General features: G+C 72.9%; 12 protein-coding genes. 8 read left to right on the top strand and 4 right to left on the bottom strand.

Translation table 11 applies throughout. From position 1 onward, the window contains the following. Positions 1-40: 40 nt before the first annotated feature. The 3 genes from ACH4SE_RS02890 to ACH4SE_RS02900 form a co-directional block, all read right to left on the bottom strand. Positions 41-1,336: a M18 family aminopeptidase gene (locus ACH4SE_RS02890; protein WP_398541460.1), complete on the bottom strand. Its 1,296-nt coding sequence runs from the start codon at positions 1,334-1,336 to the stop codon at positions 41-43. A 72-nt stretch (positions 1,337-1,408) separates the two neighbouring features. After that, entirely contained in the window at positions 1,409-2,044 is a 636-nt protein-coding gene (locus ACH4SE_RS02895; RefSeq protein ID WP_398541461.1) for a Uma2 family endonuclease, read from the bottom strand. 132 nt (positions 2,045-2,176) lie between these two features. Next, complete coding sequence (locus tag ACH4SE_RS02900; protein ID WP_398541462.1) at positions 2,177-4,003, bottom strand: acyl-CoA dehydrogenase; 1,827 nt, start codon at positions 4,001-4,003, stop codon at positions 2,177-2,179. A 145-nt stretch (positions 4,004-4,148) separates the two neighbouring features. Here ACH4SE_RS02900 and ACH4SE_RS02905 point away from each other — a divergent pair, with 145 nt between their 5' ends. The 5 genes from ACH4SE_RS02905 (at position 4,149) to ACH4SE_RS02925 (ending at position 9,158) form a co-directional block, all read left to right on the top strand. Then, positions 4,149-4,664 (top strand): SseB family protein, encoded by a 516-nt coding sequence (locus tag ACH4SE_RS02905; protein WP_398541463.1) that lies wholly within the window; start codon positions 4,149-4,151, stop codon positions 4,662-4,664. Positions 4,665-4,804: 140 nt separating this feature from the next. After that, positions 4,805-5,785: a pirin family protein gene (locus ACH4SE_RS02910; RefSeq protein ID WP_398541464.1), complete on the top strand. Its 981-nt coding sequence runs from the start codon at positions 4,805-4,807 to the stop codon at positions 5,783-5,785. A gap of 146 nt (positions 5,786-5,931) precedes the next feature. After that, a complete protein-coding gene (locus ACH4SE_RS02915; protein WP_398541465.1) occupies positions 5,932-6,201 on the top strand; it encodes a hypothetical protein in 270 nt (89 codons plus the stop codon). Continuing rightward, complete coding sequence (locus ACH4SE_RS02920) at positions 6,194-6,805, top strand: DUF6879 family protein (protein ID WP_398541466.1); 612 nt, start codon at positions 6,194-6,196, stop codon at positions 6,803-6,805. The genes ACH4SE_RS02915 and ACH4SE_RS02920 overlap by 8 nt, the downstream gene beginning before the upstream one ends. Further along, positions 6,798-9,158 (top strand): ATP-binding protein, encoded by a 2,361-nt coding sequence (locus ACH4SE_RS02925; protein ID WP_398541467.1) that lies wholly within the window; start codon positions 6,798-6,800, stop codon positions 9,156-9,158. The genes ACH4SE_RS02920 and ACH4SE_RS02925 overlap by 8 nt, the downstream gene beginning before the upstream one ends. Before the next feature lie 356 nt (positions 9,159-9,514). On the opposite strand, the gene ACH4SE_RS02930 is transcribed toward ACH4SE_RS02925, so the two are convergent. Continuing rightward, positions 9,515-10,861: a hydrolytic protein gene (locus tag ACH4SE_RS02930; RefSeq protein ID WP_398541468.1), complete on the bottom strand. Its 1,347-nt coding sequence runs from the start codon at positions 10,859-10,861 to the stop codon at positions 9,515-9,517. Between the two features lie 295 nt (positions 10,862-11,156). Between ACH4SE_RS02930 and ACH4SE_RS02935 the strand changes: the two genes are divergently transcribed. The 3 genes from ACH4SE_RS02935 (at position 11,157) to ACH4SE_RS02945 (ending at position 15,957) form a co-directional block, all read left to right on the top strand. After that, a complete protein-coding gene (locus tag ACH4SE_RS02935; protein ID WP_398541469.1) occupies positions 11,157-11,855 on the top strand; it encodes a LuxR C-terminal-related transcriptional regulator in 699 nt (232 codons plus the stop codon). 179 nt (positions 11,856-12,034) lie between these two features. Continuing rightward, positions 12,035-15,253, top strand: coding sequence for a hypothetical protein (locus ACH4SE_RS02940; protein ID WP_398541470.1), 3,219 nt, complete (start codon positions 12,035-12,037; stop codon positions 15,251-15,253). After that, entirely contained in the window at positions 15,250-15,957 is a 708-nt protein-coding gene (locus ACH4SE_RS02945; protein WP_398541471.1) for a DUF4255 domain-containing protein, read from the top strand. Before ACH4SE_RS02940 ends, ACH4SE_RS02945 begins: the two co-directional genes overlap by 4 nt. The last annotated feature ends 29 nt before the right edge of the window (positions 15,958-15,986 follow it).

The raw sequence follows: 15,986 nt of genomic DNA on the forward strand, positions 1-15,986 counted from the left end.
CCCACCCCCGGGTGCGGGCCCGCTTCCGTCTCCGCGGCCGTCAGGCCCGGAGGAAGGCGGTGAGCGCCCCCGCCAGGTACGCCGGGTCGTCGGCGCCGCACAGCTCGCGCGCGGAGTGCATGGAGAGCATCGGCACGCCGACGTCGATGGTGGTGATGCCGTGCCGGGCGGCGGTGATCGGGCCGATCGTCGTCCCGCACGGCATGGCGTTGCTGGACACGAAGTGCTGGAAGGGCACGCCCGCGGTCTCGCACGCGGCGGCGAAGAGGGCGCGGCCGGCGCCGTCGGTGGCGTAGCGCTGGTTGACGTTGGACTTCAGGATCGGCCCGCCGTTGGCCCGCGGGTGGTGCGTCGGGTCGTGCCGCTCGGGGTAGTTGGGGTGGACGGCGTGGCCGACGTCGGAGGACACGCACACCGAGCCGGCGAGCGCCCGCGCCCGGTCCTCGTAGCCGCCGCCGCGGGCGTGGACGGAGCGCTCCAGGACGTTGCCGAGCAGCGGGCCCATGGCACCGGTGTCGGCCTGGCTGCCGTTCTCCTCGTGGTCGAAGGCGGCGAGCACGGGGATGTGCGGGAGGCCGCCCGCCTCGACGGCGGCCAGCAGCGCGGCGGTGCAGGCGTGCACGGACAGCAGGTTGTCCAGCCGCCCGGAGGCGAGCAGTTCGCGGTCCCGGCCCAGGTACGCGGGCGGCTGCACGTCGTAGGCCATCAGATCCCAGCCGGTGACGTCGTCGGCGTCCAGGCCCGCCTCGGCGGCGAGGAAGGCGACGAGGTCGCCGTCGTGCGCGTCGCCCAGGCCCCAGACCGGCTGGAGGTGACGCTGCTTGTCGAGGGTCAGGCCGTTGTCGTTGACCCCGCGGTCGAGGTGGATCGCCAGCTGCGCGACCCGCAGCAGCGGCCGGCCGACGTCCACCAGCACCGTCGAGCCGTCGCGCAGCGCGAGCCGCCCGGCGAGGCCCAGGTCGCGGTCCAGCCAGCTGTTGAGCAGCGGCCCGCCGTACAGCTCGACGGAGACCTGCCGCCAGCCCGCGGACCCCATGTCGGGCCGCGGCTTGACCCGCAGGTTGGGCGAGTCGGTGTGCGCCCCGGCGATCCGGAACGGCGTCTCGGGCCGCGCCCCCGCGGGCACGTACCACGCGACGACGGCCCCGCCGCGTGCCACGTACCTGCCGCCCGGCTCGCCGTCCCACGCGTCCGTCTCCGCCACCCGCCGGAAGCCCGCCGCCTCCAGCCGCTCCGCCACGGCGGCGACGGCGTGGTAGGGCGAGGGCGCCGAGGCGACGAAGGCGGCCAGGTCATCGGTGTGCGAGCGGTCGAAAACCCGCGGTGCGGAACTCATACCGGCCAGCATAGGAAACCGCCCCGACAGCCAACCAGCCGATTCACCGCCGGCCCGGCCCCGGGCGGCGGCTCACATCCGGGCGATCTCGGTGAGGTCGACGGTGAGCGGGTAGGGGACGTCGACCCTGAGCCGGTCGTGGTGGATGCCCGTGGGGACGTAGCCGAACGTCAGCACGTCGAGCGCGTACGTGTGGACCACCGGCAGGTCGTCGGGGCCGGTCGCCTCGACCCGCCAGTAGTGCGGGATGCGGGCGCGGGCGTACTTGAACGGCTTGGTCTCGCGGTCGCGCTCCCGGGAGTCGGGGGAGACCACCTCGACGGCGAGGGTGACGTCCTGCGCCGGGTGGCTGCGCCGCTCCGGGCCGCCGGTGCCGTCGGTGCCGCCGGATCTGACGACGATCAGGTCGGGCACGGGCGCGGTGTGCTCGCTGAGCACCACGGCCGTCTGCCGGCGCACCAGCACGTCCGCGGGCGCCGCCTCGTGCAGCGCGTGCAGGAGCAGGTCGGTGGTGACGGAGTGGAACTCCTGCTGCGGGCCGGGGAGCACGAGGCTGCCGTCGATCAGCTCGGCGCGCGGGGGCAGGTCGAGGCGCAGGAGGTCGGCCAGGCGGTAGCCGCCCGGCGGGGGCACGGGCCACGGCGAGCCGTCCGGCTGCTTCGGCGCGTCGGCGGCCGCCCGGGGGCGGGGGGTCGTGCTGCTCGTCATCCCCGGATTCTGGCCGCGCCGCCCGGCGGCCCCGCACGCAATCGTCCCGCCCTCACCCGAAAAGGCGAAGGCGGGACGTTTCAGCAGGTCAGGGCGCCGGGAAGCAGGCCGCCCGACGGAGGCCGGACCGGGTCAGAACGCCTCCTCCGGGAGGTCCATGACGTCGAGGCCGACGGACTCGGCCATCGCCCGCTGGACGGCGACGCCCGGGAGGACGTTCGTCGCGAAGAACTTCGCCGCCGCGACCTTGCCCTGGTAGAAGGGCACGTCCTTCGCGGAGGCGGACGGCAGCTTGTCGAGGGCGACGCCCGCGCCGCGCAGCAGCAGGTAGGCCACGACCACGTCGCCGGAGGCGAGCAGCAGGCGGGTGGTGTTGAGGCCGACCTTGTAGATGCTGCGGACGTCCTGCTCGGTCGCCGCGAGGTCGGTGAGCATCGTGCCGACGATGCCCTCCAGGTCGGCGGCGGCCTTGGCGAGCTGGTCGCGCGCGTCGGCCAGCTCCTCGCCGCCGGCCGCGTCGGCGAGGAACTTCTTGATCTCCTCGCTGAGCGCCGTGAGCGCCTGGCCCTGGTCGCGGACGATCTTGCGGAAGAAGTAGTCCTGGCCCTGGATCGCGGTGGTGCCCTCGTAGAGGGTGTCGATCTTGGCGTCCCGGATGTACTGCTCGACCGGGTACTCCTGGAGGTAGCCGGAGCCGCCGAAGGTCTGGAGCGACTGCGCGAGCTGCTCGTAGGACTTCTCCGAGCCGTAGCCCTTGACGATGGGCAGCAGCAGGTCGTTGAGGCCGTGCAGGCGGCGGGAGTCCTCGCCGTTCGCCTCGGCGACCTGGATCGCGTCCTGGACGGAGGCGGTGTAGAGGACGAGCGCGCGCATGCCCTCGGCGTAGGCCTTCTGCGTCATGAGCGAGCGGCGCACGTCGGGGTGGTGGGTGATGGTGACCTTGGGCGCGGCCTTGTCGGTGAACTGCGCCAGGTCCGGTCCCTGCACGCGCTCCTTGGCGTACTCCAGCGCGTTCAGGTAGCCCGTGGAGAGCGTGGCGATCGCCTTGGTGCCGACCATCATCCGGGCGAACTCGATGATCCGGAACATCTGCCGGATGCCGTCGTGCTTGTCGCCGATCAGCCAGCCCTTGGCGGGGTGCCGGTCGCCGAAGGTCATCTCGCACGTGTTGGACGCCTTCAGGCCCATCTTGTGCTCGACGTTGGTGGCGTAGACGCCGTTGCGCTCGCCCAGCTCGCCCGTCTCCGGGTCGAACTCGAACTTCGGGACCATGAACAGCGACAGGCCCTTGGTGCCGGGTCCCGCGCCCTCGGGGCGGGCCAGCACGTAGTGGATGATGTTCTCGGCCATGTCGTGCTCGCCCGAGGTGATGAAGCGCTTGACGCCCTCGATGTGCCAGCTGCCGTCGTCCTGCGGGACGGCCCTGGTGCGGCCCGCGCCGACGTCGGAGCCCGCGTCCGGCTCCGTGAGCACCATGGTGGAGCCCCACTGCTTCTCCACCGCGAGCGCGGCGATCTTCTTCTGCTGCTCCGTGCCCTCGTCGTAGAGGATGCCCGCGAAGGCGGGGCCGGAGGAGTACATCCAGATCGCCGGGTTGGAGCCCAGGACCAGCTCGGCGTAGGACCAGATCAGGGAGCGCGGCGCGGTGGTGCCGCCGATCTCCTCGGGCAGGCCGAGGCGCCAGTACTCGGCGTCCATGAAGGCCTGGTAGCTCTTCTTGAACGTGTCCGGCACCGGGGCGGTGTTGGTGCCGGGGTCGAAGACCGGGGGGTTGCGGTCGGCGTCGGTGAAGGACTCCGCCAGTTCGTTCTCGGCCAGTCGCGCCAGCTCGGCGAGGATGTCGCGCGCGGTGTCGGCATCCATGTCGGCGAACGGACCCGTGCCGTACAGCTGGTCGCGGCCGAGCACCTCGAAGAGGTTGAACTCGATGTCGCGGAGGTTCGACTTGTAGTGGCCCATGACGTCGGCTCCGTATCGCTGCTGGTGTCACAAAACGTCTCACCCATGATGCTACCCGTCAGTAATAAGGCGCAAGCCCCGCTCCCCGGATGTGACGGGATCGATCCGCGCCCGGCCGGGCGCGGGCGCCGTTACGCTAGGGGCCGTGTACGGCTACGACCAGAGCGCGAATCCCGGTCCGGGGCCGGGTCCCGGTGGGCCCGCGCCCATGCCGGGCTACCCGGACGCCGGCGGTGCGCCGATGAACGGCTACGCCGACCCGAACGCCGCGCCCCCCATGGGCGGCGGCTACCCCGAGCCCTCGCCGCCCTCGCTCACCGACGCCGTACGCGCCTTCACCACCGGTTCGATGGCGGCCGAGGACTTCCAGGCGATCTTCGCCACCTCCCGGGTGTACTGCCCGCGCGGCGAGAACCCGGGCTTCCTGGCGCTGCACGACACGCAGCAGCCCGTCATCCCGATGTTCAGCTCGCTCAAGGAGCTGCGCCGCTACGCCGGCAAGGAGTCGAAGTACTTCGTCATCACCGGCGCCGAGGTGCTGGACCTGCTGCCGACCGGCTACGGCTTTGTGCTGGACATCGACGGGCAGCACCGTATGGTCTTCGACGCCAAGGCCGTCGAACAGATGGTCGATTTCACGATGCGCCGGATGTACGGCTGAGGCCGGCTGCTCCTTGAGTCCGTTACGCCCCGTACGCCCCCGGGCCCTCGTGCCCGATCGGGTGAGGGAATGGTCACGCGTGGCAAGACGTTCAGTGTTCAACTACATTGGAAGTGCACCGTCCCCGAGGAGGGCCCCCCATGCCTGCCGTGACCGTCGAGAACCCGCTCGCCCTGCCGCGGGTGTCCGCACCCGCCGAGGCACACTCCCGCTCCGCCCTCGCCGTCTCCACCGCCCCGAGCGGTCTGGAGGGCGAAGGCTTCCCCGTCCGCCGCGCCTTCGCCGGTATCGACTACCGGCACCTCGACCCGTTCATCATGATGGACCAGATGGGTGAGGTGGACTACGCCGCCGGCGAGCCCAAGGGCACCCCCTGGCACCCGCACCGCGGCTTCGAGACCGTCACGTACATCATAGACGGCACCTTCATCCACCAGGACTCGCACGGCGGCGGCGGCACCATCACCAACGGCGACACCCAGTGGATGACCGCCGGCTCCGGCCTGCTGCACATCGAGACCCCGCCGGAGTCGCTCGTGCTCAGCGGCGGCCTCTTCCACGGCCTCCAGCTGTGGGTGAACCTGCCGAAGGCCGACAAGATGATGCCGCCCAAGTACCAGGACCTGCGCGCCTCCGGCCTCAAGCTGCTCACCTCCGGCGACGGCGGCGCCCTCATCCGGCTCATCGCCGGCGACCTCGGCGGCCACGTCGGACCCGGCGCCACCCACACCCCCATCACCATGGCGCACATCTCCCTCAACCCCGGCGCCGAACTGACCATCCCCTGGCGCGCGGACTTCAACGCCCTCGCCTACGGCCTCGCCGGCTCCGGCTTCGCGGGCCCCGAAGCCCGCCCCTTCCGCATGGGCCAGGCCGTCGTCTTCGGCAAGGGCGACGCCTCCGGCTCCGGCGACGCGCTGACCCTGCGGGCGGCCGAGACCCAGGACTCGCGCTCGGCGAACTTCGAGTTCGTCCTGCTCGGCGGCCGCCCCATCCGCGAGCCGATGATGCAGTACGGCCCGTTCGTCATGAACACCCACGCCGAGCTGGCCCAGGCCTTCGACGACTACCAGGCCGGCCGCCTCGGCACGATCCCGGCGGACTCCCCGCTGGGGAAGTAACCGTCTCTTCGCGGCAGGGCCCGCTCCCCTCCCGGGGGGCGGGCCCTCGCCGTACCCGTGGCCCGTTCTCGCCGGGGCACGTGGACGCCCCGCGGTCACCTCCGTACGCTGGGTGCACGGCTCGGCGGTGGATGGGGGCGGCGTACATGGGTAGCGCGTGGGAGGCCGATCCGCGGGCGCGGTTGCTGCGGCGGGTCGGTGCGGCGCCGTCCGACCTGGGGACGACGGGGGGCCGGGACGGCTGCCCGGACATCTGGGAACTCGACAACGGGGACTTCGCGGTGATCGGTCGCGACCTCACCGCGGTGTACGCCGAGGGGCTGCCCGAGGACGCGGTCATCGGCGGCGGAGAGCGCCTCGTGGTGATCCCGCGCGCCACCCTGCTGGCGGCGAAGACGCAGATCCCGAATGCGTGATCTCCTCGGCGGTCCGCACGGCGAGCCGTTGGAACTCGACGCCTATCGGGAGGACTTCCGGCGACGGGACTTCGCCGTCGACGGCTACGACTCCTGGAAGCTGGAGCGCCGCCAGGACTTCCGCGAGCCGGGGGATCCGAGCTGGGAGGCGTTCGTCCGGGGTGACTGGCAGCAGGCCCTGCGCCTGATCGCGGAACGGCGCGGCGAGTTGCTGGACCTCTCCCGCCTCGCCGCGAGCCACGCCTGCCGGCTGCTCCGGGTCCGCGTGGTGGAGCGGCCGCTCACGCCGTACCTGCGGTGGGAGCTCGAACTGCTGCGTGTGCGGGCCGAGTGCGGGGAACTGATCCGGGTCATCGGGCCCGAGCATGTCGTTCAGTACGAACGCGAGGGGACCGTACCGGAGTTGGTCACACTCAACGACGATGTGGTCTACGAGATCCGCTACGACGCAGCGGGCGTCCTGGAGGGAGCCGTGCGCCACCTCGACCGGGCGTCGCGGGACCGCGTCGTGGCCCGGATCGAGGAACTGTACGCGCGGGGTGAGGACATCGGCGCCTACTTCGCCCGCGAGGTGGCCGGGACCGCACCCCCGACAGGTGTCTGAGCGCCATGAGGAGGTCCACTCCTGGGTGTCCGGAGTGGCCCGCGACGTCGTGCAGGCCCACGACGTGCACGGGGGAATCCACTTCCACACCGCCGAGCGCAGCGGTCCTCCGGTTCCACGCCAGCTCCCCCTCGCCGGAAGGGGTTTCGTCGACCGGCACCGCGAACGGGCCGTGCTCGACGGGATTCTCCGGGCCGAGCCCGTCGGCGCGTCGATCGTCCTGGTCACCGGCACTGCGGGCGTCGGGAAGACGTCACTCGCGCTGCACTGGGCGCACGCGGTACGCGACCGGTTCCCGGACGGGCAGCTGTACGCCGATCTGCACGGCTACGACCGGCGGGCCCCGGTCGCGTACGAGCGGGTGCTCGAAGGCTTCCTGCGCGGTCTCGGCGCTCCCGAGGATGCCGTCCGGGCCGACGGCGAGCAGATGGCCGCGGACTTCCGCTCCCGGCTCGCCGACCGGCGGTTGCTGATCCTCCTCGACAACGCGGCCGACGCCGACCAGGTCCGGCCGCTGCTGCCGGCGACCCCGGGGTGTCTTGCCGTCGTGACGAGCAGGCACCGGCTGTCCGGCCTGGCCGTCCGGGAGGGCGCACAGCGGCTCGCCGTGGACGTGCTGGACGAGGACGGTTCGATCGCCCTGCTGCGCAGCGTCACCTCGGGCTCTCGGCAGGAGGACGATCCCGAGCACATGGCGGAGCTTGCCGCGCTGTGCGCGCGGCTGCCGTTGGCACTCCGGATCGCCGCGGAGCGTGCGGCGCGGATGCCGCGGACACGGCTGGCGGAGCTGAACCGCGAGCTGCGTGACGAGTCCGGCCGCTGGGAAGTTCTGTCAGCAGACGACGACCAGGAGTCCGAGGCGGTGCGTCCGGTGATCACGTGGTCCTATCGAGCGCTGCCGCCGGACGCCGCCCGGCTCTTCCGGCTCCTCGGGCTTCACCCCGGGCCCGAGGTGAGTGACACGGCCGCGGCCGCGCTTGCGGGGGCCGACGTGCGAACGGCCCGCCGTCTCCTCGACGTGATCGCCTCCGCGCACATGGCCGAGCAGACCGCGTCCGGCCGCTACCGCCTCCACGACCTGCTGCACGCCTACGCCGGCGACCAGGTCCGGCAGGAAGAGATCCCGCGGGAGCGCGGGGACGCGCTCCTGCGGGTGCTGAGCTGGTACCTGCACACGGCGGACGCGGTTCAGGCCCGTGTCGCACCACAGGAACCCCGTGTGGAACTGGTCGCGGCCCCGCCCGGACTGCCCGAGCTGCGGTTCACCGACGAAGGGGAGGCGATGCGGTGGTACGAGGCGGAACGGGACAATCTCGTGGCCGCTGTCCGCACGGCTGCCGCCGCGGGACTGGATCGTGTCGCCTGGCAGCTCGCCGTGGTCCTGCGGGCGGTGTACATGATCACCAATCCGTTCCAGGACTGGCTTGCCACCTCGCGGATCGGCCTGGACGCCGCCCGCCGCGACGGTGACCGGAGCGCCGAGGCCGAACTCCACGAGAGTCTGGGCATGGCCTACGCCCAGTCCCAGCACCCGGCGACCGCCGCCGAGCACTACCGGGAGGCACTGGCCCTGCGCCGGACTCTCCAGGACGCCTTCGGTGAGGCCCTGACCCTGAACGGCCTCGGTCTGCTGGAACTGCGTCGGCGCAACCTGGCGGAGGCGCGGGAGGCGCTGGAGGCCGGCAGAGCGCTCTTCGCCGCGCGGGACGACGGATTCTGGGAACCACGTGTCGCGGCCAACCTCGCGCAGGTGGACCTCGAACTCGGCCGCCCCGACCGCGCCGTTGGCCCCCTGCGCCGGGCGATCGGCGTCTTCCGCACCCATCGTGACCGCCGTGCCGCAGGCAACAGCCTCAACCTCCTTGCGGCGGCGGAACTCGAACTCGGCGACACCACAGCCGCGTTGGTCCACGCCCAGCAGGCCGTGGCCATCGCCGCCGAGATCCGCAGCGCGGCCGCCGAGGCCTACTGGCTGCTGACGCTCGGCGACGTCCAACGCGCCACCGGCCACCCCTCCGTCGCACTCGCCTCCTACCAGCGCGCCGCAGCACTCCAGGAGCCGCTGGGCGACCGTTCCCGCCTGGCCGCCGCATGGAACGGCATCGGCCAGGCACTGCTCTCCCTGGGGCGCGTCCAGGAATCGGTCGACCACCACCTCCGGGCGGAGACCACCTACCGCGAACTCCGCCAGACCTGGGAGACGGCACAATCCCTCGCCCACCTGGCAGCGGCCCTCGACGCGTCCTCTCCCCCCGGGGACTCCGCCGCCGCACGAGCAAAAGCGATCGCCCTTCTCGCCTCCTTCACGGACCCCCGGGCGCGGCGGCTGAGCGAAAGCCTCAGCCCGTCGTGACGCGCGCTGCCCTCGGCATCGGTGCGGAGGCGGAAGCAATTGTTGCCTTCGCCGCGGAAGGGCGCTTCCGAGATGATCTCGGGCATCAGATGCTCCTCACATGCGGTGCGGCGGCACGACCGGTGAACGCCGCGTTCAGGAGGTTCCTCGTCCCGGACGGCCTCTGGCGGCGATGGGTCGCCGGACGGGCCGGTGAGGGATACGGCGCCCCCGGCCGGTACCGCGAGGCCATCGGCCAGTGCTGCGCTCTCGTCGACGAGAGCGCCGAGCACTGCACGGTGAGGAAGCGATGACCTCGGACGCACAAGCGGAGGGCCCCGACCACCCGGTGGTCGGGGCCCTCCGTCGGGCGGGGGTCAGCTGGTGGTGAGGGTGCCCACCAGGCCGCTGACGTTGAGGAGTTCGTGGCAGCCGGCGGACTGCTTGCCGGTGGCCGGGGTGCCGGGCTTCTGGCAGGTGACCTCGACGGAGACGGTCTGGTTCTGCTGGACCTCGATCGGGGTGACCCAGTGGTAGTCCTGGTTGCGGAATGTCTCCAGGGCGATCGTGGTGATCTTGCGGTCGCCGAAGGTGATGGTCAGGACGCCCTCGTCGCCCTGGAAGTTGGCGACGACGAGGTCGGTGACGCGGAAGACCTGGCCCGCGGGGACCTGGTAGACGCCCGCCTTCGTCTGGCCGCCGGACGCCTTGACGTCGATGGTCTGGGAGCTCTGCTGGCTGCCCGTGACGCCGGTGCCGCCGGTGCCGCCGTTCGTACCGCCGCTGCCGCCGGTGCCGGCCTGCGTGCCGCCGGCCTGGGTCGGGGTGGGGGCGGCGCCGGCGTCGCCGGGTGCGGGGGCGTTCTGGGCGCCGGTGCTGGGCTGCGGGTGGACGACCTTGTTGGCGGCCGCCTTCGCGGTGCTGCGTACCGCCGGGCGGACGAGCGCGAACCATGCGAGCAGCAGGGCGATGATCGCCGCGAGCACCGCGAGCAGCCACCGCGGGAAGACCGGGATCTGGACGAACTCGCCGTCGAGCGGCGGCCGCAGGATCGCGGTCTCGTCGGTGACCGGGATCTCCGGGGTGAGCGGCTCCATGGCGTACTCGGTCGGCGCCAGCGTGAACGGCCGGGTCACGGCCCTGCCGAACCAGATCGGCCGGCCCGTGCGCACCAGCAGCCGCAGGTCCGCGGACTCGCCGGGCTCCAGCGGCACCCGGGCCGGCGCGAAGGCGAACTTCAGCTCGTCGCCCGCCTGCCCCGCGAGGAAGCCCACCCGCACCGCGGTGTTGCCCTGGTTGCGCACCGCGACCCGGTAGCGGCCGCGCAGCCAGCCCCGCCGCCGGCGGGGCAGCAGCTCGGTGCGCAGCTCGTGGAACTCGCCGATGTGCACGGTGGTCTCGGGCACCCGCACGGCTTCGGGGTGCTCCGCGGGCAGCACGCGTACCGCGAGGGGCACCGCACCTGCCCGTACCTCCGGGGAACGTGGCGGATCCAGGCGGATCGTCACCGTCTCGGAGGTGCCGGGGTAGAGGGAGACCCGCGCGGGCTCCACCGTCGTCCAGGGCGCACAGTCCCCGACGACTTCCAAGCCGTACGCCTCGACGATGTCGCTGTCATTGCGGACGGTGAGCGTGGTCGTGGCGGTGCCGCCGGGGGCGACCGCCACTTCCGGGATGTCGAGACCGGGCGCACCGGTTCCGGAAGAGGCTGCAGAAGGCGTCACGCACACGAGCGTATGTCTGTACGCGGGGTCGACACGAGGTGTGACGAGGGCAATACAGGGGCAGAGGTAATGCCCGGGAAGTCCGGTCAACTATGGTGTTGTTGAACAGAGTTGTTCCATTCATGCGGCTGACACGCAATCGGTCAACGGCCCGTGCGACCCTCGCCGGCGTACTCCTCCGACGCCACCGACCGCCCCCGCGTGCATCCGATGCACCCGAAACCCCGTCACCGAACGCCTTCAGAACTTGCGGAACGCATGACACTCGTGTCATGCGCAGAGGAGAGCCTTGGCCATGTCCGTAGCCCCGTCACCAGAACCCGCCACTGCCCGGGCGGACTCCGCGCCCCGGGCTTTACTGAACAGCCGTCCGGCCCGGGTGACCGTGGCCGTGCACGCCGCCGACCTGGTCCTGCGGGTCGGCATCGTCCAGCAGCTGCGCCAGCGGCCGGAGGTCGAGCTGGTCGACGGACCGGACACGGACCAGGCCCAGGTCACCCTCGTGGTCGTGGACGGCGTCGACGACGAGGTCGCCGCGCTGCTGCACCGGCTGCGGCACAACAGGGCCACGCGCACCGGGCTGATAGCCGGCAGCCTCGGCCCCGGCGCGCTGCAGCGTGTCATCGAGTGCGGAGTGGCGGCCGTGATGCGCCGCGCCGAGGCCGACCAGGACCGGCTGGTGCACCTGGTCAAGGCGATCGCCAACGGTGAGGGCGTACTCCCCGGTGACATGCTCGGCAAGCTGCTCACGCACGTCGCGAGCCTGCACCGTTCGGAGCTGGAGCCGCAGGGCCTGTCCCTGTCCAGCCTGACCACACGGGAGGCGGACATGCTGCGGCTGGTCTCGGAGGGGATGGACACCGCGGAGATTGCCCGCAAGACGGCGTATTCCGAACGCACCGTCAAGAACGTGCTGCACGAGGTCACCACGCGGCTCCAGCTGCGCAACCGGGCCCACGCCGTCGGTTACGCGCTGCGCAACGGGCTGATCTGACCGCCGTTCGGCCGTACGCCGGGGGAGCCGCGGCTACCCGAAAGCACACCGGCGCTTCCCCCGGGTACGGCCCCGCAGCCCTGTCCCCGCACGGCGCCGCGCGGCAGGCTGGCGGGATCGAACCCGTACGGCCCCGCGCCGTGCGCACCCGTACGCCGCAGCACCCTGGGAGGGGACCCGTGACCGGACCTGCCGACCCCCGCAGGCGCTTCCGCCTGGGAAGAGCCGGGGTGTCGCTGCTGCTGCTGGTCCCGCTGCTGGGGGCCACCGCGGCCGCCGGGGGAAGCGGCGGCGGCTCGGCCACGCCGCGCGCGGCGGCCGCGGCCGGCACCGACGACCGGATCACGTACGCGGGCACGAGGCACCGCAGCCTCGGGCAGGTGACGGCGGAGGACACGAGGAACAGCACCCCGCTGTTCGGCGGCAGCCCCACGCACTTCGACACCCAGCCGGCCGCGCTCGGCGACCAGCTGGTCTTCGCGAGCCTGCGTGACGAGCCGAAGCCCCAGGTCTACCTGCGGGCCGCGGACGGCTCGGTGCGCAAGCTCACGACCGGCCGGGACGCCGCGCACCCGCGGCTCACCCCGGACGGCGGCTCGGTCGTCTTCGACTCCGCGGAGCCGGCCGCGCTCGGCGGCACCGAGCGCGACCTGTGGCTCGTGCACACCGACGGCACCGGGCTGAAGCGGCTCACCGACACCCCGGAGAACGAGGAGAGCCCCACCGTCTCCCCGGACGGCAAGCGGATCGCGTTCAGCTGCGACACCGATCCGCTGACGGGGACCCAGATCTACGTCCGCGCCCTCGACGGCGGCCCGGTCACCCTGCTCAGCGACCCCGCCAACGGACCGGCCACCGAACCGGTGTGGAACCCGGTCGACGACGACGGCCACCGCGACCTCGTCGCCTACACCGCCACGATCCCGCCCGGCAGCGGCCCGCGCCTGACGGGTGCCAGGGCCGTCGCGGCCGCCGCGGCGAACGGCAGCCCGCGGCTGCGGGTGACGGACGGCACCACCGACCAGCCGTTCATGGCCGGCGACTACAGCTCCTGGCGGGCCCACGGGGCATCCTGGTTGCCCGACGGGGACGAGGTGGTCTTCCTCAGCCCCGAGATCACCTGCGGCTGCGAGGGCGACTACGACCACGTCTTCCGCACCACCCTGCGCTCCGGCGGGCAGCCGTCGCTCGTGCTCACCGAGGACCGCGAGGTCTCCTCGCCCACCTGGGCCGGCCCGGTCGACGGCGGAGGCGCGGTCGTCGAGCGCGACACCGCGGCCAACCCCCGTACCGCGACCCTCCAGGACGTCCGGATGGACGGCTCCGACCCGCGCGACCTCGGGGTGACGATCCTGGAGGAGGACCCGGCGGCCTGGACGAACACCGACCCGGCGAAGAACCCGTTGTTCGTGCCCGCGGCCGGCTACGACCCGTGGAGCGAGCGGCAGAACTACACGCCGGACGGCCGCCGCATCGCCGTCACCCGCTTCGAGGACGTCGACCCCGGCAACCCCGACTCCGCACGCACGGAGCGGATCTGGCTGACCGACGCGGACGGCGGCAACGTCGATCCCGTGCCGCTCGGCGACCGCTCGGCCACCGACTGGGACACCGACCCGACCTTCTCCCCGGACGGGAAGTACCTCGCCTTCACCCGCACCTCGCCCGGCGGCGTCCTGGACGCGGCCGGCCCCAGCCAGGTGCTCATCGCCGACGCGAAGACCGGCAAGATCGACGGGAGGATCACCCCGCCGGCCGACCAGGCCCAGGGACGTGACGCGCAGCCCACGTGGTCGCCGGACGGCACGATGCTCGCCTTCACCCGGGACACCACGGACCAGGGCGGCCGGAAGCACATCTGGACCGCGCGCCTAGCGGACCTCGCCGACCAGAACGACGTGACCGACAAGAACTGCCCGGCGGGCTGCGCGGTCATCGACGACAGCCCGGCCTTCTCCCCGGACGGCAAGGGCATCGTCTTCAACCGCAAGAACTGCGACTGCCGCGCGGGCGAGTACGACGGGCTGCTCCAGGTCACCGCGGACGGCAAGGGCTGCACGGTGCTGCTCCCGCAGGGCGCGCGCGGCAACACCTGCACCACGGAGCTGCCCGACACCTCGCGGACGGGGCCCTTCCAGCCGCGCGACGCGGCCTGGACGGCGGACGGCAAGGGCCTCGTCTTCACCTCGCGCGCGGAGGCCGCCCCCAACAGTCCGGAGCACCTGCGGCTGCTGGACGTCGCGACCGGCACCGTCACCCCGCTCACCGCGGAGCTGCCCGGCCGGCAGAAGGAGCCGTCGGTCCAGCAGTCCGTGGACCTCGCGGTGGACGCGCCGGGCACCGTGCCCGCGGTCACCGTCGGCGGGTCCGCGACCGTGACGGTGAACGTGGTCAACCACGGCCCGGCCGCCTCGCCCGGCACCGTCCTGACGATCGCGCCGCCCGAGGGCGTGCGGATCACCGGCATCACCTGGCCCGGCGGCACCTGCCAGGCCGCCTCGCTCCAGTGCGGCGTCGGTGTCGTGCCGCCGGGCGGGAGCGTGCCGGTGACCGTCACCGTGGCCGGTGACGTGCCCGGCGACGGGTCCATCGGCTGGACCGTCACCGGCGCCGTCGTCGACCCGCTGCCCGACGACAACGCGGGCAGGACGGTCGTCCCCGTGCAGGAGGCGCCGCCCACCGGCCCGCCGCCCACGACACCCCCGCCGGCGACCACCCCGCCGCCCCCGCCGCCCGCCCCGCCCGCGCCCGAGGCCGGGCCCGGGGTGCACGTCACCGCGCAGCCCGACCCGGGCTACGTCGGCGGCAAGGTCGTCGTGACGTACACCGTGCGCAACGGGCGCAACGCCCTCGCCACGGGCCTGCGGCTGCACATCGGGCTGCCCGCAGGCCTGCCCCACTCCGCCCCGCCGCCCGGCTGCGACAGCTCCTGGGTGTGCGCGCTGCCGGACCTCAAGCCGGGCAGGAGCGCCGTGGTCACCGTCGTCCTCAGCCCCGACAAGGCGCTCACCGGCACCGTGACCGGCCGCCTCACCACGACCGGAACGGACGCCGACCCGGGCGACAACACGGCGCGGCAGAAGCTGCGGATCCTCCAGCCGGTGATCATCGCGGTGCCGCCGATCGGCAGGCCCGGCTTCGTGACCTCGGTGCGCGGCAAGGACTTCCCGCCCGGCGTCCCGGTACGTTTCACGTGGAACCCCGGCATCACCGCCTCCGCCGCGCCGACCCACCCCGGCACGGACGGCACCTTCATCGGGCAGCTGCTCATCCTCAGCAAGGACCAGACGGGCCCGCGCACCATCACCGCCACGGGCCCCGGCTTCACCTGCGAGCCCGTCGACTTCCTGGTGGTCAGCGGCAGCATCCAGCCGCCCGACGAGGTGACCCGCCGGTGATCCACGAGGTCGACGAGGCACTCGGGCGGCTCATCACCGAATCCGGCCTCGAAACGTCGGGCGTCGAAGTGGTCTTCGACGCCCCCACGAAGGACTGGGCCGCGCGCCGCGGCGGCCCCACGGTGTGCGTCTTCCTCTACGACATTCGCGAGGACGTCAGCCGCCGCGGCAACGGCGCGGGGGAGATCTACGACGAGGAAGGGCACGTGGTGGGGCGGCGCACCCCGCCGCGCTGGTTCGACCTCACCTACCTCGTCACGGCGTGGGCGACCCGGCCGCAGGACGAGCACATGCTGCTCTCGCAGGTCCTCACGACGCTGACCTCCACCGAGACGCTGCCCGCCCGGCTGCTCGGCGGCTCCCTGGCCGAGCTGAACCTCCAGGTGGGCCTGGACACCGCCGGCACCGCGATGGACGCGCCCGCCGCCGCCGACGTCTGGTCCGCCTTCGGCGGCGAACTCAAGGCCTCGGTGTCCGTACGGGTCCGTGCCCCGCTCGCCGGCGTCACCCGCCAGACCGCGCCGCCCGTCACGGAGGGCCTGGTGCTGCGTACGACCGACCCCCTGCACGCGGCGGAGGAGGCAGAACCCGGCCGCCGGCTGCGTTACACCGAGGTCAGCGACCCGGGCCGGGACGGCTTCGCGGGCCCCCGCGAGCGCGGCGCGCCGCCCGCCCGCCGCCGCCGCGGGGAGCGCCAGCCGTGAGCACCGCCGCCGCGAGTGTCGCGGAAGAG

It is taken from the genome of Streptomyces sp. NPDC020983 (genome assembly GCF_044333485.1).
Lineage (GTDB): Bacteria > Actinomycetota > Actinomycetes > Streptomycetales > Streptomycetaceae > Actinacidiphila.